The 21169-nt window shown below is 62.4% G+C and carries 17 protein-coding genes; 10 read left to right on the top strand and 7 right to left on the bottom strand.

Going from position 1 to position 21169, the window contains the following annotated elements; genetic code table 11:
• Positions 1-119 precede the first annotated feature (119 nt).
• Positions 120-1316, top strand: coding sequence for a GAF domain-containing sensor histidine kinase (locus tag AC1DUY_RS00805; protein ID WP_441229785.1), 1197 nt, complete (start codon positions 120-122; stop codon positions 1314-1316).
• Between the two features lie 3 nt (positions 1317-1319).
• Here the strand turns inward: AC1DUY_RS00805 and AC1DUY_RS00800 are convergent, their stop codons facing one another.
• Entirely contained in the window at positions 1320-2780 is a 1461-nt protein-coding gene (locus AC1DUY_RS00800; RefSeq protein WP_478111658.1) for a glycosyltransferase family 2 protein, read from the bottom strand.
• Positions 2781-2957: 177 nt separating this feature from the next.
• On the opposite strand from AC1DUY_RS00800, the gene AC1DUY_RS00795 reads away from it, so the two are divergent.
• Positions 2958-3569, top strand: coding sequence for a cytochrome b (locus tag AC1DUY_RS00795; RefSeq protein WP_478111656.1), 612 nt, complete (start codon positions 2958-2960; stop codon positions 3567-3569).
• Here AC1DUY_RS00795 and AC1DUY_RS00790 read toward each other — a convergent pair.
• The gene (locus AC1DUY_RS00790; protein WP_068736749.1) at positions 3532-4431 is read right to left on the bottom strand and encodes a DMT family transporter; all 900 of its coding nucleotides are present in this window, start codon (positions 4429-4431) and stop codon (positions 3532-3534) included. The genes AC1DUY_RS00795 and AC1DUY_RS00790 overlap by 38 nt on opposite strands.
• Before the next feature lie 754 nt (positions 4432-5185).
• Between AC1DUY_RS00790 and AC1DUY_RS00785 the strand changes: the two genes are divergently transcribed.
• The 5 genes from AC1DUY_RS00785 to AC1DUY_RS00765 all read left to right on the top strand — a co-directional run bounded on the left by AC1DUY_RS00785 (position 5186) and on the right by AC1DUY_RS00765 (position 11574).
• The gene (locus tag AC1DUY_RS00785; protein WP_309945975.1) at positions 5186-8929 is read left to right on the top strand and encodes a vitamin B12-dependent ribonucleotide reductase; all 3744 of its coding nucleotides are present in this window, start codon (positions 5186-5188) and stop codon (positions 8927-8929) included.
• A gap of 239 nt (positions 8930-9168) precedes the next feature.
• Positions 9169-9681, top strand: coding sequence for a hypothetical protein (locus AC1DUY_RS00780; RefSeq protein ID WP_478111653.1), 513 nt, complete (start codon positions 9169-9171; stop codon positions 9679-9681).
• Between the two features lie 172 nt (positions 9682-9853).
• The gene (locus AC1DUY_RS00775) at positions 9854-10561 is read left to right on the top strand and encodes a hypothetical protein (RefSeq protein ID WP_478111651.1); all 708 of its coding nucleotides are present in this window, start codon (positions 9854-9856) and stop codon (positions 10559-10561) included.
• 6 nt (positions 10562-10567) lie between these two features.
• The gene (locus AC1DUY_RS00770; protein WP_439075229.1) at positions 10568-10825 is read left to right on the top strand and encodes a hypothetical protein; all 258 of its coding nucleotides are present in this window, start codon (positions 10568-10570) and stop codon (positions 10823-10825) included.
• Positions 10826-11298: 473 nt separating this feature from the next.
• Positions 11299-11574, top strand: a complete 276-nt coding sequence (locus AC1DUY_RS00765; RefSeq protein WP_478112402.1) for a c-type cytochrome — start codon at positions 11299-11301, stop codon at positions 11572-11574.
• A 231-nt stretch (positions 11575-11805) separates the two neighbouring features.
• On the opposite strand, the gene AC1DUY_RS00760 is transcribed toward AC1DUY_RS00765, so the two are convergent.
• Complete coding sequence (locus tag AC1DUY_RS00760) at positions 11806-13074, bottom strand: alpha-hydroxy acid oxidase (RefSeq protein ID WP_120292593.1); 1269 nt, start codon at positions 13072-13074, stop codon at positions 11806-11808.
• A 342-nt stretch (positions 13075-13416) separates the two neighbouring features.
• On the opposite strand from AC1DUY_RS00760, the gene AC1DUY_RS00755 reads away from it, so the two are divergent.
• From AC1DUY_RS00755 to AC1DUY_RS00745, 3 genes are all read left to right on the top strand, one after another.
• Positions 13417-13968, top strand: coding sequence for a lipid-binding SYLF domain-containing protein (locus tag AC1DUY_RS00755; RefSeq protein WP_439066556.1), 552 nt, complete (start codon positions 13417-13419; stop codon positions 13966-13968).
• Positions 13969-14178: 210 nt separating this feature from the next.
• Entirely contained in the window at positions 14179-14355 is a 177-nt protein-coding gene (locus AC1DUY_RS00750; protein ID WP_158596860.1) for a hypothetical protein, read from the top strand.
• Between the two features lie 16 nt (positions 14356-14371).
• On the top strand, positions 14372-15169 hold the full coding sequence (locus AC1DUY_RS00745; RefSeq protein WP_478111648.1) for a lysozyme family protein: 798 nt from the start codon (positions 14372-14374) through the stop codon (positions 15167-15169).
• A gap of 65 nt (positions 15170-15234) precedes the next feature.
• On the opposite strand, the gene AC1DUY_RS00740 is transcribed toward AC1DUY_RS00745, so the two are convergent.
• Genes AC1DUY_RS00740 through ihpA form a run of 4 tightly spaced genes read right to left on the bottom strand, consistent with a single transcriptional unit; the run spans position 15235 to position 21124 of the window.
• Complete coding sequence (locus AC1DUY_RS00740) at positions 15235-15603, bottom strand: hypothetical protein (protein ID WP_478111646.1); 369 nt, start codon at positions 15601-15603, stop codon at positions 15235-15237.
• Positions 15603-18824: an efflux RND transporter permease subunit gene (locus AC1DUY_RS00735; RefSeq protein WP_478111644.1), complete on the bottom strand. Its 3222-nt coding sequence runs from the start codon at positions 18822-18824 to the stop codon at positions 15603-15605. The genes AC1DUY_RS00740 and AC1DUY_RS00735 overlap by 1 nt, the downstream gene beginning before the upstream one ends.
• Before the next feature lie 21 nt (positions 18825-18845).
• Positions 18846-19856: a divalent metal ion exporter adaptor subunit IhpB gene (gene ihpB, locus AC1DUY_RS00730; protein WP_478111642.1), complete on the bottom strand. Its 1011-nt coding sequence runs from the start codon at positions 19854-19856 to the stop codon at positions 18846-18848.
• The gene (ihpA, locus tag AC1DUY_RS00725; protein ID WP_478111640.1) at positions 19853-21124 is read right to left on the bottom strand and encodes a divalent metal ion exporter subunit IhpA; all 1272 of its coding nucleotides are present in this window, start codon (positions 21122-21124) and stop codon (positions 19853-19855) included. The genes ihpB and ihpA overlap by 4 nt, the downstream gene beginning before the upstream one ends.
• Between the last annotated feature and the right edge of the window lie 45 nt (positions 21125-21169).

The following is a 21169-nucleotide window of genomic DNA, read 5'->3' as shown; positions in this document are numbered from 1 at the left end:
AGGTCTAAGAACGTGGGTGCAGCGTACGGGGGACATTCAGGGAACTCGCGCGTAGTGTTGGTAGACATGTGGACCTATCTACCGGTTCGATGGGTCGACGTCGGGTGTGAGCAGGTTCAGTGGACGCGTCAGACAAGCCGAAGATCGCCAGGCTCCATCCCAATGAAGCCGAACGCCTCAAGGCGCTGCGCTCCTACGGCATTCTCGACACCGCCATTGAGCCATCCTTCGATGACATCACCAAGATCGCCAGCTATGTCTGCCAGACGCCGATCTCGATCATTAGCCTCGTCGATGACGGCCGGCAGTGGTTCAAGTCGGAGATCGGTCTTGGCGTGCGGCAGACGCCGATGGATCAGTCGATCTGCGCTCACGCGATCCTCGAACACAGTTTTCTCGAAGTCGAGGACGTCACCAAGGATCCAAGATTCGACTGCAATCCGCTGGTGACCGGCGAGCCCCATTTGCGCTTCTATGCCGGCGCACTGCTGCGCACACCGGACGGCCTGCCGCTCGGCACCGTCTGCGTGCTCGATGACAAGCCGCGCGTGCTCTCGGTCGAACAGCGCGAGGTGCTGGCCGCCCTCGCCCGCCAGGTCATGGCGCAGATGGAATTCCGCCGGGCGCTGCATCTGTCGGATCGGCTTCAGCGCAATATCAGTCGCCTGATGGCGGTGGCAGGCCACGACCTGAAGCAGCCATTGCAGGTCATGATCATGGCGATCGACCGCATCCGCAACAAGCTGACCGACGAGAAGGATCGCGAGCGGCTCGGCTATGCCATCGATGCCGGCATGCGGATGGCGGAAGAGCTCGACCGTCTCGCCGAGACATCTGTGCTGGATGCCGGCTTTGGGATTCCGAACCTGCGATCGTTCCCGATCTCTGACGTGTTCGAGTCGATCAGCGCCAACTGGCGCCTGCATGCCGAAGCCAAGGGCCTCGACCTCGTCATTGTGCCGAGCAAGGCGCAGGTTGTCAGCGATCCCGGCATGCTGCGCGCGATCCTTGGCAATCTCGTCGGCAATGCCATCAAATACACCGAACGCGGTCGCGTGCTGGTCGGCTGTCGCAAGCACGCCAACGCGGTGACCATCGAGGTGCTGGACTCTGGCACCGGCATTCCCGCCGAACAGCTCACCGCGATCTTCGATGCCTTCCACCAGATCAATCCGGCCAGCGAGGGCCTTGGCCTCGGCCTGTCGATCGTTCGACGCACAGCCGAAGCGCTCGGCCATGTGATCGAGGTGAAGTCTGACCTCACCCACGGTTCGCATTTCACCGTGAAAGTGCCGTTGGCGGCGAAACCGGCCTAGCGACTACTCGCCCGCGTTGGGCGCCTGTCGTGCTGATGGCGCAGTGGGCGCAAAACCCCATTCATTGTTGCCGCGCAGGAAGGCGATCCAGCCCCACGCCGCACCGGCGTGACGCAGCAACTGAAAACTGAACGGTTCGAGGATCGCCGCGAACACCGCTGCGGCAAAACTCGTGCGCGTGCGGCCGCCTGTCAGGCGCTGATAGAGATGCACGGTCCAGAGATAGACCAGGAAATCCGCGACGATCTTCGCGGTGATCAGACCGAACACTGGCACGGCGATGGCAGTCTTGCCGGTGACGAGCAAAGCCAGCAGCAACACGAAGGCCGTGAGGCCGTAGATCGGCTGCAGCGTATCCAGCGCCTTGATCGGCAGCATGCGCATGCCGAGCCGGCCATAGCGGCGATTGCCGGTCATGTCGCGATTCCAGTACTGCGTCTGCAGGAAGCCCGCGAACCAGCGCCGGCGCTGCCGCAGGAACGTCATGACGTGAGACGGCGCTTCCGTGCGCGCCAGCGACGTGCCGATCATGCGAAGCTGCCAGTCGAGGCCGTGATCGACGGCATAGCGATGCATGCGGTGAGTCAGCTCATAGTCCTCGACAAGACACTCCGCATCGAAGCCACCGACGGCCACCAGCGCCTCCCTGCGGAAGCCAGCAAAGGCGCCGGAGATCAACAGCAGGCTGTTGCCGCGCATCCAGGCGAAGCGCGAGATGATGTTGCGGATATATTCGTAGGTCTGGAACCACTGCATCACGCGGCCGCTGGCGCTGTCGTCGCAGACCGGCACGAGAATGCCGCCGGCCGCGACCAGCGCGGGATCTGCAGCAAAGGCCCCGCGCATTTCGGCGATGGCATCGTCAGCCAGAAACGTATCGGCATCGAGCGTGATGACGATGTCGGTATCGGCGTTGAGGATCGCCGTGTTCAGCGCCCGCGCCTTGCCCTGATGCGGCAGGCGCAGCCATTGCAGCCTGGAACTGCCAAACTGGCCGATGCTGCTCTGGCCGACCGCCGGAATGGCGAGACCGTAACGGTCACGGAGGAGCGTATCAGTTGCATCGCGCGAGCCGTCATCCGCGATCAGGATCAGATCCGGCGCATCGGACTGGCGTGCGATGGCCGCCAGCGCCTCCGGCAGATTAAGTGCCTCGTTATGCGCGGCTATCAGGATGCCCACCGATGGAAGCGATTGCGCAGCAACCGCTCCAGATGGACCACGCGCGGACACTGCCAGCGGCAGCGTCTGCCACACCACATAGAGCATCAGCACCGTGTCATAGGCGATATAGACCATGCCCGCTGACCACGCCCAAATGTTGTTCAAAAAGAACGCGCGGCCGAACAGCAGCGCCCATAGCGCGAGCACGGCGAGATAGATCATCAGGCTGATGAACGGCATCCGGCGCGGTGTGATACGCGGCGATGCGGCGGCGAAGGCCGCCTGAAGGGATATTGTCATGCCGTCAATTCAATCGCGCGTTCGAGCAAACCGATCCTGCGAGAGCTACGCGTGAATCGTGATCGAGTTGCGGAGCCGCGATCAAATAGCGCGTGATTGCGGTCACGACGAACACACAAAGTCGTCATGCCTCAAAAGACAAATCCTGTTTAAACTTATTCCATGCACGCACAGAAAATGCCGATTCAACGTTACAGCCGCATCGCCATGATCCTGCACTGGCTGATTGCCGTTCTGATCACACTCAACATCGCACTGATCTGGAGCGTGAACCTCATTCCTGAGGACAACATCCGGTTCGTCATCGATGCGCACAAGTCGTTCGGCATCACCGTGCTCGGCCTCGTGCTGATGCGCCTGCTGTGGCGCGCGGCCAACAAGCCGCCCGATCTGCCCGAGACCTATCCGCCCGCCGAGAGGACCGCCGCGCATGGTGCGCATCTCGCGCTCTATGTGCTGATGATCGGATTGCCGCTGTCCGGCTGGATGCACGATTCCGCCTGGAAGGCGGCCGGCGAGATTCCAATGTACCTGTTCGGCCTGTTCCAGTGGCCGCGCATCGGCTGGATCATGAGTGTCGAGCCAGCCTTCAAGGAACGCCTGCACGACATCTTCGGCGGCATTCACGTGTGGCTGTCCTATGCGCTCTATGCGCTGGTCGGCCTGCACATCGCCGCCGCGCTGAAGCATCAGTTCTGGGACGGCCATCCCGAACTGCAGCGGATGTGGCCCGGCGGCGACGCGCCCGCGCCTAGCCCCTTGTCGCCAGCGCAACGCCCGCCAGCGTAAATACCAGGGCCGCGATCTGCATGGCGCCGAGCGGTTCCCGCAGGGCGATGGCCGAGCTGACCACGCCGATCACGGGCACCGCCATGGTCCCGATTGCGGCCACCGAGGCCGGCAACTGCTTGAGCGCCGCGAACCAGCAGACGTAAGCGATGCAGAACCCCACCAGCACGACATAGGCGAGCAGCCCCCAGCCCAGCGGCGTCAGTGCTGCAAAATGCGGGCTTTCGAAGATCAGACCCAGCAACAGCACCGGCACGCAACCGATCCCGATCTGCCAGGCGGATGACGTCACCAGTGGCAGCGTGAGCCCGAACTTCTTGGCCAGCACCGTGCCGAGCGCAAAGCCGAACCCGCCCAGCAGCGCCAGAGCGATTCCCGGGAGCTTCTCCGCGCTCGCGGCCAGACCACCGCCCCCCATCAACGCGGCGATGCCGGCAAAGGCCATCAGCATGGCCACGATCCGCTGCATCGACAGGCGCTCGCCGAGGATCAGCCAGGCCAGTCCGGCAGCCCAGACCGGCATGGTGAACGCAATCACCGCGGCCTCGCCGGCCGGCAGCCACAGTAGCGACAAGCCGACGAAAGCCATCCAGCCGAACACGTTCAGGCCCGCCAGCACAACCAGATGCAACCATTGATGATGCGGTACGCGGAGACTCTCGCCGCGCCAGACGGCGATCCCGGCCAGCAGCAATGCCCCGACGATGCCGGTGCTGCCGCGCGCCGACAGCGGTGGCCATTCCGACAACAGCGCTTTCGACACCGGCCAGTTCAGACCCCAGGCGATCGACGCGATGGCGAGCAACACGAGACCGAAGGGAGCGATTCGCGCGCGCGAAACGGGGGGACTGGGCATTGTCATGGAGGGAACCGGCTGAGGAATCGGCGGGACCATGCGCGCAGTTGGAGGGTCTGACCACTGCCGGTGGAGGGAACCTGCCCGGCAACCACCGCTGCGCCTGAGTCCCCCCAAACGCAATCCCTGGATGACAAAATAAAGTTGGGCTGTGAACAGTGGGCGCAGCTCGGATTCCGGACAGTTTTAGAAATATTTTTGACTTCCGAATCCGTGAGGACTCACTGATACTTGACCTCAATCGAGGCGCGCTCTGCCCCCTTGGTTATCCACCCTTTCCACCATATTTAGTATTTGATTCAGGAACCCCGACTACTCCTTGACGGGTGAGATCGGTTTGGCCTAGTTTTCGAACTGTTCGGCGCGGGTCGTTTTTTGTCCCGTCGGACGCTCCCAAACGGGTTCCAGATTGACCGCTCCGTCCTCCAGTCGAGGCTACGGGATCGGGGATTTGCGTCCTGGAATCCGGGCCGGAAAGTCGGCGTTTGGAGCACTAAAAAACGGGCCGGAAACCGGCTCAAACAGCGTGGTGAGGCGTTAGGATCAGGTCGACCCGCAACAGCGAGGAAGCCCGATCCAAGGAAGCATGACCCCGGCAGTCCCGGGTGGCCGAGATGACGGCCAGCACATGCTCCACAGAGAAAACAGGACCGGTTCACCCGGCCAAGCTGCGGCGAATTTGGGGCAACCCGGACGTCGCTAACAGAAATCGCCGATGCCGCCAGATGGGGTGTCGGGCTTAAGACGGGGCACGACCACGATGCAGATTCAACGCCGCTACACCACCGAAGGACAGTCGCCCTATGCCGGGATCGACTTCCGCCACACCACGTCCGAGATCCGCAATCCGGATGGCTCCGTGGTGTTCAAGCTTGAAGGCGTTGAAGTGCCCGACTCGTGGTCGCAGGTCGCCTCCGACGTGCTGGCCCAGAAGTATTTCCGCAAGGCCGGCGTCGCCGCCAAATTGAAGAAGGTCGAGGAAGAGACCGTGCCGTCGTGGCTGTGGCGCTCGGTGCCGGACACCGAGGCCCTCGCCGCGCTGCCCGAGAAAGAGCGCTTCGTCAGCGAACTTTCGTCCAAGCAGGTGTTCGACCGCCTCGCCGGCTGCTGGACCTATTGGGGCTGGAAGGGCGGCTACTTCACCTCTGAAGCCGACGCCCACGCCTTCCACGACGAGCTGCGCTTCATGCTCGCCAAGCAGATGGTCGCGCCGAATTCGCCGCAGTGGTTCAACACCGGCCTGCACTGGGCCTACGGCGTCGATGGTCCCGGCCAGGGCCACTATTACGTCGACTGGAAGACCGGCAAGCTGACCAAGTCGAAGTCGGCTTACGAACATCCGCAGCCGCATGCCTGCTTCATCCAGGGCGTCGAAGACGATCTGGTCAATGAAGGCGGCATCATGGACCTGTGGGTGCGTGAAGCCCGTTTGTTCAAATATGGCTCGGGCACCGGCTCGAATTTCTCGAAACTGCGCGGCGAAGGCGAGAAGTTGTCGGGCGGCGGACGCTCATCCGGCCTGATGTCATTCCTGAAGATCGGCGACCGTGCTGCGGGCGCCATCAAGTCGGGCGGCACCACGCGCCGTGCGGCCAAGATGGTCGTGGTCGATGCTGACCATCCGGATATCGAGACCTATATCGACTGGAAGGTGAAGGAAGAGCAGAAGGTCGCGGCCTTGGTCACTGGTTCGAAGATGAACCAGAAGCACCTCAAGGCCATCCTGAAGGCCTGCGTGAATTGCGAAGGCTCTGGCGACGACTGCTTCGATCCCGAGAAGAACCCGGCTTTGCGCCGCGAGATCAAGCTCGCGCGCCGCTCGCTGGTCAATGACAACGTCATCAAGCGCGTCATTCAGTATGCCAAGCAGGGCTACAAGGACATCGACTTCCCGATCTACGACACCGACTGGGATTCCGAAGCCTATCTCACCGTTGCCGGCCAGAACTCCAACAACTCCGTCTCGCTGAAGGACGATTTCCTGCGCGCCGTCGAGACCGACGGCACCTGGGACCTGATCGCCCGCAAGGACGGCAAGGTCATGAAGACCATCAAGGCCCGCGATCTCTGGGAGAAAATTGGTTACGCCGCCTGGGCATCGGCCGATCCCGGCCTGCACTTCAATACCACCATGAACGACTGGCACACCTGCAAGTCGTCGGGCGATATCCGCGCGTCCAATCCGTGCTCGGAATACATGTTCCTGGACGACACGGCGTGTAACCTCGCCTCGGCCAACCTGCTGACCTTCTACGACACCGCCTCGGCCACCTTCGACATCCACGCTTACGAGCATCTCTGCCGTCTGTGGACCATGGTGCTCGAAATCTCTGTCATGATGGCGCAGTTCCCGTCGAAGCCGATCGCCGAACTCTCCTACGAGTTCCGCACCCTCGGCCTCGGCTATGCGAACATCGGCGGCCTGCTGATGACCATGGGTCTGTCCTACGACTCCAAGGAAGGCCGCGCGCTGTGCGGCGCCCTCACCGCTGTCATGACCGGCGTTAGCTACGCGACCTCGGCCGAGATGGCCAAGGAGCTCGGCCCGTTCCCCGGCTACAAGAAGAACGCAGCCCATATGCTGCGCGTCATCCGCAACCATCGCCGTGCCGCCCATGGCGAAACCCGCGGCTATGAAGGCCTCGCCGTCGCCCCCGTGGCGCTGGATCATGCCTCCTGCCCGCAGGCCGACATCGTCACCCGCGCCAAGATCGCCTGGGATCTCGCCCTCGAACTCGGCGAACTCCATGGCTATCGCAACGCCCAGACCACCGTGGTGGCGCCGACCGGCACCATCGGCCTGGTGATGGATTGCGACACCACCGGCATCGAGCCTGACTTCGCGCTGGTGAAATTCAAGAAGCTCGCCGGTGGCGGCTACTGGAAGATCATCAACCGCGCCGTCCCCGCCGCACTGCGCGTGCTCGGCTACCGCGAGAGCGAGATCGCCGAGATCGAGGCCTATGCCGTCGGTCACGGCTCGCTGTCCAACGCGCCGGGCATCAATGCCTCGACACTGAAAGCCAAGGGCTTCACCGACGAAGCGCTGAAGAAGGTCGAGGCCGCGTTGCCGACCGCCTTCGACATCAAGTTCGCCTTCAACAAGTGGACCTTTGGCGAAGACTTCCTGCGCGACACCCTCAAGATCGAAGCCGAAGCCATTGCCGCTCCGGGCTTCGACCTGCTCGCCGCGCTCGGCTTCACCAAGCGCGAGATCGAAGCCGCCAACGTGCACATCTGCGGCGCGATGACGGTGGAAGGTGCCCCGCACCTGAAGGCCGAGCATTACAGCGTGTTCGATTGCGCCAATCCCTGCGGCAAGATCGGCAAGCGCTATCTCTCGGTGGAAAGCCACATCCGCATGATGGCGGCATCGCAGCCCTTCATCTCGGGCGCGATCTCCAAGACCATCAACATGCCGAACGACGCCACGGTGGAGGACTGCAAGTCCGCTTACCTGCTGTCGTGGAAGCTCGCGCTGAAGGCCAACGCGCTGTATCGCGACGGCTCCAAGCTCTCGCAGCCGCTCAACTCGCAGCTCATCAGCGATGATGACGAGGACGAGGATGCGCTGGAGAACCTGATGGAGAAGCCGATGGCGGCCCGCACCGCCGCGATCTCCGAGAAGGTGGTCGAGCGTCTGGTCGAGCGCATCGTGGTGATGCGCGACCGCGAGAAGATGCCGGATCGCCGCAAGGGCTACACCCAGAAGGCCGTCGTCGGCGGTCACAAAGTGTACTTGCGCACCGGCGAATATGATGACGGCCGCCTGGGCGAGATCTTCATCGACATGCACAAGGAAGGCGCGGCGCTGCGCTCCTTCATCAACAACTTCGCCATCGCCGTCTCGCTGGGCCTCCAGTATGGCGTGCCGCTGGAAGAATATGTCGACGCCTTCACCTTCACCCGCTTCGAACCCGCGGGCCCGGTGCAGGGCAATGACTCGATCAAGTTCGCGACCTCGATCCTCGACTATGTGTTCCGCGAACTCGCGGTCTCCTACATGTCGCGCTTCGATCTCGGCCATGTCGACGTCTCCGAGTCGGGCTTCGATGCGCTCGGCAAGGGCGAAGATGAAGGCAAGGCGCCGGCCGACCAGAACAAGTATGTCTCCAAGGGCCTGACCCGCTCGCGCACCGACAATCTCGTCGTCATGCGCGCGCCGGCCCCGGCCGAGAACACCGACGCCCGTGCGAGCGGCAACGTCACCTCGCTGAACGCATCGGGCGCCACCGCCCGCCACGGCAGCGGAGATGCCGCCGTGGCCCTCAAGACCGCCGAGCCGGAGCACGCGCTCTCGCCGACCGAAAAGCTCGAGGCGCAAGCCTGGAGCAAAGCCGGCACCGCCGCAGCCGCCGCGCCCAGCAAGGCCGAACGCCGCGCCGAAGCGAAAGCCAAGGGCTATGAAGGCGACATGTGCGGTGAGTGTTCGAACTTCACGCTGGTGCGGAATGGCACGTGCATGAAGTGCGATACGTGCGGCAGCACGACGGGGTGCAGCTGATATCATCACGCTAATATGGATGGGCTAGACCCGACCTAACATGAAAAAAGCCGCTCGAAAGAGCGGCTTTTTTGTCAATCAATCGCCAAATTTACTTACCACCGACCTGAGAGCAAGACTACTCAGAGGTTCGTCACTCGACTAGAATCTCACCCATCGAAGAAAGAGAACACCGGCATGATGAAAGAAGAAATCGACCGGCTATATCTCCTAGTCGGAAGGATCGCCACAGTAGTTCCGTGGAAAGCCTTTGGTACTTAATATTTACCTGCTTGCTACATCAAACGCCAAGATCCGCAACGGATGCGATCTTCAATCAAATTATGGGTGGCAATCAGCAACGTAAATTGATTGTTGCAGTAGCAAAGGCAACTCTTCCGACGGATTCCCCTATTCTGAAATCAATAACTGATCTAGTTGCCCAAACGTCGAAGGCTGCGGAGCGTCGAAACGCTGCGATTCACAGCATAATTCACATCGCAGACTACGCGATTCCTCCACATGTAGCAGCAATGGGCATTTCGAAGCGATCGTCTTTGGCGGATAAAGATATTCCAGCCGAGCTAGCAGATCTATATCGAACCATAGCGACCCTAGAGCTTGATGTTGCCGACTTGCGCCTACTCGCAATTGAATCAGCCGGAGCCACGCATGATCTCACCCGCGAGAAACAGAATCTCGTGGGCGCACGCAGTGATCTAAAGATGACTCTGGAGGCCGACAAGGTTCTAAGAGCAATTGAGGGGCGTTAATTTAGAATCTGTCGCCATTTAATGGATTCGCAAATCAGCAAACGTAGGTCGGGTTAGCAAGCGTAGGGCGAGTTAGCGCAGCGTAACCCGCCAACTTCGTGTCGGTGCAATACGCTTCGCTATTGCGCCCTACTCGCTGATCGCATCTCACGAGAAAACGAGGATAGTTGACATGGGAGAGATTTACGTCCCTCGCGATCAAAGAATTGCGATCACAAAAATCGACGACAGCAGCTTGAACAGGCTCATAGAGCAAGCGATCCTCGAGGAGCGATTGGGTGATCTGCATACTTTGCATCTCGCAGACTGCGGATCCTATATCGCAACCCAACTTCGTTATTTCGAACGTGCACTAACAAGGCACCGCGAGGCCAAAACATCGAGAAAGCGAGATGAAACGGAAAGTTCGCTCCGACGTGCGGCATATGACCTGTCCTCCGCTGTCAGAGCAATGAAATCAAGGGTAGGAATAGAGCAGAAGGAAGAGCAGTTTTTCTACGTCGAAAGCGAGCTCAACTTGGGATTACATTTTGGTAAAAATCTGACCACAAGGGTAACTTATCGATGGCGCCAGACCATCGACGACGAATGGAAAAGTGGCGACATAACGTTCGCCCACAATGTTGAACCGCGCCCGGACTATATGACACCGCGTCCCAAACGAAAGCCGAGCGCAGCTAAACAGAAGCAAGAACTAGAAAACATGCTGCATGAGATTTGGGAGGATCTTACGCGCAGCGCACTCTATTCCGTCAGGAGCTATTTTAGGGACGGCGGCGACGGGAGTAAGATTCCGGAAACCTTCAAAGTAACAGTCGATCCACATTCTGGCGGTCTAAACAACTACAGCACACAGTTCTGGCGTTCGCAGCAACCGTAGGACAGATTGGCGCAGCGCAACCCGCCTCAACTGTCTCTCGGCGCAATACGCTTCCGCCTTCGCTCTGCGAGCTACGGCGGACAGGTCGCACTTGCGCCCCATTCGTATACGGCGCTCGGTGCAGGTGTGGCGGTCGGTGCAGGCAGGCGCGCCATCCAGATGCGCAACGCCAAGGGTGTCGTCCTGACGCTGGAAGGCGAGCAACTGGGCCTCCAGTTCGATTTCGACCTGAGCGGAATGAGCGTCTCCATCCAGAACCAGTAATCGGATGCACCAACGTCAATGCGTTGGCTTTCACTGCGACATCCAACCAGCAAGCGTAGCGCGGATTGGCGACCTGTCCGCCGTAGCTCGCAGAGCGAAGGCGGAAGCGTCATCCGCCGCTCTCGTCTCCACAATTGGTGCAATACGCGTCGCACCAGCTTCCTACTCACTGAAACGAGCCGTATCGGTACGTAATGCGGATCGCATGCAGCGGCAATGATCGGTACAACCGAACGGCCGCCAACGTCGTGGATATGAGAAATGGTGCCTCCCCGCTCCGACCAATCTTAACCTGCGGCGAATAGAGCATTCATCGCCGCTCAAAAAGCCTTATTGGATCGGTCCATTGATCCAGATCAAGCCAGATCGCGACTCAAGGCTTCATGGTGCAATTGATCTACGATCCGTGTTCTCCCGAAATCGAGGCTGCAATGATCGGACGAATAATCAGGCCTCTGGCGTTGACGCTGATCATGCTGACGCAAGCGGTAGCCGCTTCGCCAGCAGAACAGCGGGGCATGACCTTTGTCCTGAACAATTGTGCGCAGTGCCATTCCATCGACAAGGTGACGCCAAGCCCGCTGAAAATTGCGCCGCCCTTCCGAACGCTGCATCTGCGCTACCCAATCGAATCCCTCGGCGAAGCCCTGGCCGAAGGCATTTCCACGGGCCATCCGACCATGCCGGAGTTCCAACTCGACCTCGATCAGATTCACGATGTGCTGTCGTATCTGAAGACGCTCGAATAACCGGACATCGTCGTGGCGAGCACCGCGCTGCGCGTGATGAACTGCGCAAGCGCAGGACGCGTTAGCGCAGCGTAATCTGCCGCAACTGTTTTTCGGCGCAATGCGCTTCGCTATTCCGCCCTACTCGCTGCGTTTTCCCTAGCCCCTTGGAGTCTTGTCGCGCTTGGTCAAACCATCGACAGCCATGGTCGAGGCACGAGGCGCTGTTCATTCATCAGAGGTCGGGCACGGCTAGGCGCTGGTGACGCAGCGCCGCGTGATGTGGTTGATGTCGAGCGCACCCACCTGCCGCATGATAGTAATGAACTCATCGTCCAGGATCTGCAGCACCCGGTCCACGCCCGCCTCGCCGAACGACGCCAGGCCCCACACGTATGGCCGGCCAATGCCGACGGCCGTGGCACCCAGAGCGAGCGCCTTCAGGACATCGGTGCCGCGGCGTACACCCCCGTCGATCAGCACCGGGATGCGGCCGCCCACCGAATCCACGACCTCTGCCAACACACCGATCGTCGACTGCCCGCTCTCTTCCGCGCGCCCGCCGTGGTTGGAGACGATCAGGCCGTCCACGCCATGGCGCAACGCCTCCTTGGCGTCCTCGCCCGTCATGATTCCCTTCAGCACGAGCTTGCCCTTGACGATCCCGCGCAGGCGATCGACGAATTCCCACGTCATCCCGGTGCCGTAGAGGTTCGTGACCTTGGAAACATCGATGTCCGCGAAGTTGGCCTTGCGGCTGACCTCATTGGTGAAGCCCGGCGTGTGACAGCCCGAGCACTCGCGCAGGTCCTGGCGTCGCTCGCGGAACAGGGTTTCGGTGTTGCGGCCGCCCTGGCGGTCGACCGTGAGAACGATCGCCGGAGAGCCTGCACTCTCGGCGCGCTGCACCAGCGCCCGCGTCACGTTCCAGTCGTCGGTCGGATACAACATGAACCAGGCGGGCCGTCCGTGCGCCTTGTTGACGTCGACGATGCTCGCATTATCGACCGTCGAGAGAATCATCTGATGGTTGCGCTTGGCAGCGGCGCGCGCCACGGTGACCCCCGCCTCGGGATCGTAGGCGCCGAGGCTGCTGACCGGGCACATGAAGATGGGGCTGGCCCAGGTCTCGCCGAAGATCTTCACGCTGGTGTCGATTTTCCGGGCATCGATGAGACGCTGAACGCGGATATTGTACTTCGCGAAGGCCGTGTGATTGGCGTCGCGCGTCACGTCGCCGTCGACGCCGCTCTGGAGGTAGCCCCAGTGCGCCGGCGCGTCCTGGCTGAGCACGGCCTTCTTCGCCGCCGGCTCGAACTCAAACACGTCCAGCGCATCGGTTGGAGCGGTGATGATGCCGTCCGGACCGAACGCTCTTCGCGAGCCGCGCAGCACGTCGTAGCTCTGCGCGAGGGCTTGATGCGAGTTAGCCGTCAACAGGGTGGTGATCGTACCGAGAGAGGTCGCCGTGAGAAGAGGACTGGCGGCGAAAAAACGCAGGAGTTGGCGGCGCGCGATCATGGTGCGCTCTGTAACGTCCGGCGCCCCGGCTGCACTTGTCGCCTTCGCCAGCGTCGTCCTGCGCGAGAGACCTGTCATCGTGTTCTTTCGAATGCGAATGAGTGCTGCAGGTTAGGCGGATTGGTCTGTATCGTCGTCACGTCAGTGTCATCAGGTAGGCGATGACATTCCGGCGATATAATGACAATTCTGGTCGCATGTCCATCGGCAAGCGGTGGCCGGATGAGCGCAGCGTAATCCGCCATTGTCGTATCGGCGCAATACGCTTCCGCCTTCGCTCTGCGAGCTACGGCGGACAGGTCGCACTTGCGCCCCACGCGTTGATGTCGGACGTTGCGCCCGTTGGGAGGCGACCGCGCGTCGACCTCCGTCATTGACGAGTCCTGCGATGCTCTATCTAGTTGCCGCAGTGCCGCCACGCGGCAGCCCGATGACCGGAATATCCATATGCGCTTTCAAATAGCTCGCTGCCTCACGCGTCTCACCGTCGCAACTCTGCTGTCCGCCGCACTGTCGCTGCCCGCTCACGCGGACACCGGCAAAGTCCGCTTCAAGTTCTTCAAGGCCGGATGGTTCATCGGAGCGCAGGCAGGGAGCGGAATCCTCAGTTTCCGTGGGGAGATGTATCCGTTTCGCATCGGCGGCGTGAGCGCGGGCCTGACGTTTGGGGGCTCCTCGACCGATCTGGTCGGCGCGGCGCAAAATATGCATCAGGCTTCGGACATCGAAGGCATTTATACGGCGCTCGGTGCAGGTGTGGCGGTCGGCGCAGGCAGGCGCGCCATCCAGATGCGCAACGCCAAGGGCGTCGTCCTGACGCTGGAAGGCGAGCAACTGGGCCTCCAGTTCGATTTCGACCTGAGCGGTATGAGCGTCTCCATCCAGAACCAGTAATCGGATGCACCAACGTCGAGATGTTTGCTGCCGGTGAAACCATCGTGACCCGCGCATCACGAAACCCGGCCGCTCGCCGTCCGGCGCTGTGAAGCGGGGCGACTGCGTATCGCGAAAGCAAGCGTAGCCCGGATTACGCGGAGTTTATCATCGGGCGCGCTACGCGCGACCCGTTGGCTTCATCCGGGCTACAGACTATTATAAGTTCTCATGAAACTAAGCCAGAAATCCGACGCTGTCTGGACCTCACAGCAGGACGAAGAATTGCGGCGGCAATTGTCGGTCGGTCGCAGCGTCAACGAGATCGCGATCCGGTTGAAGCGGTCACCGCTATCAGTCCGCACCCGCGTCAAGAAGCTCGGCATCAGCCAGCTGCAAGCGGATTAGCGCGCTGCCATCAGCCATGACGAAGGGCCCATTCATCTTCAGCGCCAAACGCCGTCGCCGCTGGCGGCGCAGCCTGCGCTCGGCGCAACGGACGCTCGCGAAACTGCCGCGCGCCATTCAAATCACTGGCGCCGTCGCAATCGTGCTTGTCACCCTCGTGCTGTCCAACCTCATCTATCACGTGATCCACAAGCCGACCGAGTTGTTCTTCTTTGTCGGCCACAGGCTGGACAAGGAGCCGGCCGAGACGTGGCGGCATTACGGGCCGCTGTTTCGCGCCTTTTCGACGCGGTCGATCACGCCCGAATTGCTCGCTGCGCTGGCGCAGGTCGAGAGTTCCGGCAATCCCCTGGACCGTACCTATTGGCGCTGGCGGCTCAGCTTCAATCCGTTCGCGATCTATCGGCCCGCATCCAGCGCCGTCGGTCTCTTTCAAATGACCGATCCGGCCTATGCCGAAGTTTCGCGCTTCTGCATCCGGGCGAACGCGGTTCAGGATACGGGCTGCGGCTTCGGCCCCTATATTCGTGCCATCCCGAGCCATGCCACCGAGCTCGCATCGATCTATCTGGACCGCAATGTCGCCGCCGTCCTCGCGCGCGCCGGCGGCGTGGCGCCGACCCCGCAACAGGTGCAGGATCTCGCCGCCTTCATCCATCTGTGCGGTGGAGGACCCGCCACCGCTTATGCACGCCGTCGCTTCCAGATGACGGCCAGTGAGCGATGCGGCGACCATTCCGTTGCGGGTTATGTCTCCAGGGTCAACGCGCTGAAGCGCAAGTTCCTGCTGATGGCATCCGATAGCGATAAATAGCGCGTAGTTTGGGTCGAGCAAGCGCCGCTGGGATGAAGCTCTTGCGTCATCCGGGATTGATCCCCTCAGTTCTTGAACCTCGCCTGCCCGGACTTGCCGTCGGCGGTCTTCAGCGTGACGCTCACCGACGCGCCCTTGGCGATGTCGCCCTTCGCTTCGGCCTTCAATGCCGTCCCGGCGGTGACGAGCGGCAGCGTCTCACGGTCGCCTCCGGAGGTCAGCAGCACGGCGCCGGAAAAGCCGCCGGCCGGGAGCGGTCTGTTGGCCTCGTCGAGAATGTTGAAGGTCAGCACCTTCCCCGCAGCAATCATCTCGACATGCACGCCGGCGACATCCTCCATGGGTCCGCCATTCGGCCCCTTCTGATGGGCGTGCTGCGCCATCGCCGGAGCCGCCAGCAACAGTGCGGATATAACGAGCAGGATTGTCTTCATCAATGATCTCCCTGAGTGGCGTGGACAGACATCGCCTCCACATAAGCAGGCGACGATTCCCGGCGGAACAGGATGTAGAGCGCCGGAAGAACGAGCAGCGTGAGGATGGTGGACGAGACGATGCCGCCGATGACGACGGTCGCGAGCGGGCGCTGCACCTCGGCTCCGGCACCGGTCGCGATCGCCATCGGCACGAAGCCGAGCGAGGCCACCAGCGCCGTCATCAGCACAGGCCGCAGGCGCGTCAGCGCGCCTTCGCGCACGGCCTCCACGACCTTCTTTCCATCGCGGCGAAGCCGCGCGATGAAGGTGATGATGACAAGACCGTTGAGCACTGCGACACCCGAAAGCGCGACGAAGCCGATGCCCGCGCTGATCGACAGCGGAATGTCACGCAACAGCAGCGCGAAGATGCCGCCCGTGAGCGCCAGCGGCACGCCGCTGAAGACCAGCAGCGCATCGGCCACGGAGCCGAGGCTGATGAACAGCAGCAGGAAGATCAGCAACAGCGCGATCGGAACCACGATGGTCAGGCGCTGCGTCGCCGAGACGAGCTGCTCGAACTGGCCGCCCCAACCGATCCAGTAGCCCGCGGGCAGTTTGACCTTCTGCGCGATCTGCTGCTGCGCCTCGCCGACGAAGGAGCCGAGATCGCGTCCGCGCACATTGGCAGAGACGACAATACGGCGCTTGCCGTCCTCGCGGCTGATCTGGTTCGGACCCGGCGCGACCGAGATCTCCGCCAGTTCCGACAGCGGCGCGTAACGCATCTGGGCCAGCGGCGAGGTGCCGAACGCCGCCGGCATCGCCTTGTTCTGGCTCGGTTGCCCCTCCAGCGGCGGTAGCGGGATCGGCAGCGCCTTGATCGCCTCGATATCCGTCCGGAGTTCGTCCGGGAGGCGCACGACGAGGTCGAAGCGGCGGTCGCCCTCGAACACCAGGCCCGCGGTCTTGCCGCCCACCGCGATCTCGACCAGGTTCTGCACGTCCGAGACGCTGATGCCGAAGCGCGCCAGCGCCTTGCGGTCCAGCTTGACCGTCAGCACCGGAAGCCCGGCGACCTGCTCGGTCTTGACGTCCGCGGCGCCCTGGATGCTCTGTAGCGCCGACTGCACCTGCCCCGCGATCCCTGCCAGCACGCCGAGGTCGTCGCCGAAGATCTTGACGCCAACATCACTGCGCACGCCCGAGATCAATTCGTTGAAGCGAAGCTGGATCGGCTGCGAGAGTTCGTAAAGACTGCCTGCGACCTCTTCGGATGCGGCCTCGATCTCCTTCATCAGATCGAGCTTCGACTTCTTCGGATCCGGCCACTGGTCGCGCGGCTTGAGCATGACATAGCCGTCCGAAATCGACGGCGGCATCGGATCCGTCGCCACCTCCGCGGTGCCGGTGCGGGCGAAGGATTCCTTCACTTCCGGAATCTTCAATAGTCGCCTCTCGAGCGCCATCTGCATCTCGAGCGATTGCGTGAGGCTGGTTCCGGGGATGCGCATCGCCTGGATCGCGACGTCACCCTCGTCGAGGCTCGGGATGAACTCGCCGCCCATCCGCGTCGCGGCGTATCCGCTGATGACAACGAGCGCCACGGCCGCGGCCGCCACAACGGCACGCAGACGGATCGCGAGTTCGAGCAACGGCATATAGGTCCGGCGCGCGGCGCGCATGAACCAGTTTTCTTTCTCGGAGACCTTGCCGGTCACGAACAGCGCGACAGCGGCCGGAACGAAGGTCATCGACAGGATGCTGGCGCCCAGCAACGCCATCAGCACGGTCAGCGCCATCGGCGTGAACATCTTGCCTTCGACGCCGGTCAGCGTGAGCACCGGCAGATAGACCACAGCGATGATCAGCGTGCCGAACAGGCTGGGCTTGATGACCTCGCGCGACGCTTCGATGATCGTCTCGAAGCGTTCCTCGCGGGTCAACAGGCGCCCTCGCTTCGCCTGCTCATGGGCGAGCAGACGCAGGCAGTTCTCCACGATGATGACAGCGCCATCGATGATGATGCCGAAATCGATGGCGCCGAGACTCATCAGGTTGGCGCTGACCTTGTTCTCGAACATGCCCGTGATGGTGAACAGCATGGACAGCGGAATGACGAGCGCGGTGGCGAAGGCCGCCTTGAAATTCCCGAGGATGAGGAAGAGGATCGCGATGACGAGCAGCGCGCCCTCGACCAGGTTCTTCTCGACGGTTGCGATGGTCGCGTCGATCAGATGGGTGCGGTCGTAGATCGCGCGGAGAGAGATTCCCTCCGGCAGCGACTTCTGGATCTGCTCCAGCTTCTGCCCGACACGCTGCGCCACGGTCCGGCCGTTCTCGCCGATCAGCAACATCGCCGTGCCGAGCACGACTTCCTTGCCGTCGACGGTCGCCGCGCCGGTGCGCAGGTCGGTGCCTTCCTTGACCTCGGCGATGTCGAGGATGCGGACCGGGACGCCGTTCCGGGAGCCGATGACGATCTGCCGGATCTCCTCGACGTCGGCGACCTGTCCGGGCGTGCGCACCAGATACTGCTCGCCGTTCTTCTCGATATAGCCGGCGCCGACATTGGCATTGTTGTTGGCGAGCGACGTCATGACGTCGCGGAAGCTCAGACGATAGGCCATCAGCCTGGCCGGATCCGGAAGCACGTGGAACTGCTTCTCGAAACCGCCGATGGTGTTGACCTCGTTGACCCCCTGCACGTTGCGGAGCTGGGGCTTGATGATCCAGTCCTGCACGGTCCGCAGGTCGCTCGGCGTATAGGGCTTGCCTTCGGCTTTCTTCGCCCCCTCCTTCGCCTCGACCGTGTACATATAGATCTCGCCGAGCCCGGTGGAGACCGGTCCCATTGCCGTCTCGATGCCGGTCGGCAGCGAGTCCTTCACCCGCTGGACGCGTTCATTGACGAGCTGGCGCGCGAAATAAATGTCGGTGCCGTCCTTGAACACGACGGTGACCTGGCTGAGGCCGTAGCGCGACAGCGATCGCGTGTTCACAAGGTTCGGCAGACCGGCCATTCCCGTCTCGATCGGGAACGTGATGCGCTGCTCGACCTCCAGTGGCGAATAGCCCGGCGCGTTGGTGTTGATCTGAACCTGAACATTGGTGATGTCAGGGACTGCGTCGATCGGCAGGCGCGTGAAGTTCCAGACGCCGAAGGCGCCCATCATCAACACGGCGATCATGACCAGCCAGCGCTGGTGCACGGAGAATGCGAGAAGCCTGTCGATCATGACCTAATTCCCGGAGCGAGCTCAGTGTTCATGGGAGGCCGATCCCTTTCCGAGCTCCGCTTTCACGATGAAGCTGTTCTTCGCCGCGTATCTGTCGCCGTCGAGCAGTCCGAACAGGATCTCGACATTGTCGGAGTCGCGCGCGCCGAGTTCGACGTCGCGCGCCTCGAACTTGTCGCCGCTGCGGACGAATACGACGCTGCGGTTCTCGACTGTCTGGATCGCCGACGCCCGAACGGCAATCGCGACCGGCTTGGCCGACAGGATCAGGCGTGCCGAAACGAACAGGCCCGTGCGCAGGCGCATGTCGATATTCGGCACGACGGCGCGCGCGAGCGCGCTCTGCGTGTCGCTGCTACCGACCGGCGAGATATAGGACAGGCTGGCCTCGATCGGCTTTCCGCCATCGCCGACATCGATCAGAATCCTGTCGCCGATCCGGACGCGCGGCAGGTTGCGACGGTAAACGGACAGATCCACCCAGACCGTCGAGATGTCGGCGACGATGAAGGCCGGCTTCTGCTCGGAGGCATATTCGCCGAGCGAGATCTGGCGGTCGATCACCGTGCCCGAGATCGGCGCCCGCATCTCATAGACGCTCAGGCTCTGGTTGCTCTCGATCTTCGCGAGGAGTTCGCCCTTCTCGACGGTGTCGCCGATGCGCTTCTTGATCTCGCGCACGACGCCCGGAAAACGCGGCGTCACCTGCACCAGCGTCTCCTGATTGGGCTGCAGGATGCCGTTCAGCACCAGAGAGTCGTGCAGCGTCTCGCTTTTGGCGGAGAGTATCTCGATGTTCGACGAGGCGACGCGGGCATCGCTCATTTCCACGACGCCCTCTTCACCGTGGCCTTTCTCGTCGTGGCCCTTCTCACCCTTCGCCTTTTCACCTTTGGTCTTGTCGCCCTGCTTGGCAGCCTTGGAAGTAGCCGCGGTCTGCGTGTCGGACTTGCTCGGTGCGGTGGCGTAGACCCCGGCGCCGAGCGCGAAGATCGCGGCGGCGCTCACCAGGACCATGATTGGCTTGTTCATCGTGCGCTCCCCCGCGCCAGTGCAAACGGATTGCCGACCAGCCCCTCGATGGTGGCGACGGCAACGTGGAAATTCTGCTGGGCTTCCTGCTCGCGCAGGCGCGCCTGCGCGACGCTGGCCTGGGCGTCGAGCACTTCGAGCAGCGAATAGCGTCCCTGCCCGTAGCCTTCGGAAATCGCATCCGCCGCGTCCCTGGACTTGGGGATCGCGGTCTCGCGCAGGATGGCGAGTTCGCGCAGCGAGCCCTGCAGCGAGTCGTAGGCGCGGCCCGCCACCACGATCAGCATGTTGCGGTTGCCCTGGCGTTCGGCGGCGGTCTTGGCGAGGCTTTCCTGCGCGGAGAGGATGTTGCCCTGGTTCTGGTCGAACACCGGGATCGGCACCGACAGCGAAAGCCGAACGGCGTTGTCGCCGGTCTCACTGAAGCGGCGCCATCCGGCGGATACCGTGACGTCCGGATAGGGCTTCAACCGGGCGAGGAGCAGTTCGGCGTTGCGCTGCGCATAGATCGCCTTCCAGCGAACGAGCTGCGGGTTGGCATCGATCGCCGCGACCACCGACTGAAATGTCGGCGGCTTGCCGGACGCTTCCAGCCGTCCGGAGACGGCCGCGAATTTCGGCGCGCTATCGCCCATCAGGATCGCCAGTTCGCGGCGCGCGCTCGCGAGCGACGACCTGGTGCGCTCACGGTCGGCCTTGACCAGTGCCGATGCGACCTCGGCGCGTCCGGTCTCTGCGATGGACGATGCGCCGGCCTCGACGCGCCGCTGCAGCAGCGGCGAGATCTTGTCGATCGCCTCGATCTGTTCGTCGAGGATCTGGATCCGCCGCTGCAGGCCGAGCACGCTCACGAAGGCGATCGCGGTCTCGGACAGCACTTCAAGCCGGACGGCCTGGCGTCCGATGCCCGCCGCATCGAGACCTGCCTGACCCGCGGCGACGCGCGCATCGCGCTTGCCCCACAGCTCGAACATCTGGCTGACCTGCAGCGTGGTCTCCGCCGAGCGGGTTCCGCGATATGCGCCTGACCCGAACGAATTGTCCTGTTCGTACGAAATCTCCGGATTGATCAGCGCGCCTGACTGGATGCGCTGGCCACGCGCGATCCCGACGTCACGCTCGGCGGCTGTCAGACGCGGACTGGCGGCAAGCGCGCGTTGAAGCGCAGCACCCATGGTGAGGGTTTGCGAATGAGCTACCCCCGTCAGCGACGAACTGACGAAGAGCACAGCCGCGCACGCGAAACGCGTGGCGATCTTCGAGAACATGATGGAAACCTGACGAATGACGGAGTCTGGGCGCGGTGCGCCCGG

Source organism: Tardiphaga sp. P4_G1, assembly GCF_056401215.1.
This window is presented reverse-complemented; position numbering and strand designations above follow the sequence as displayed.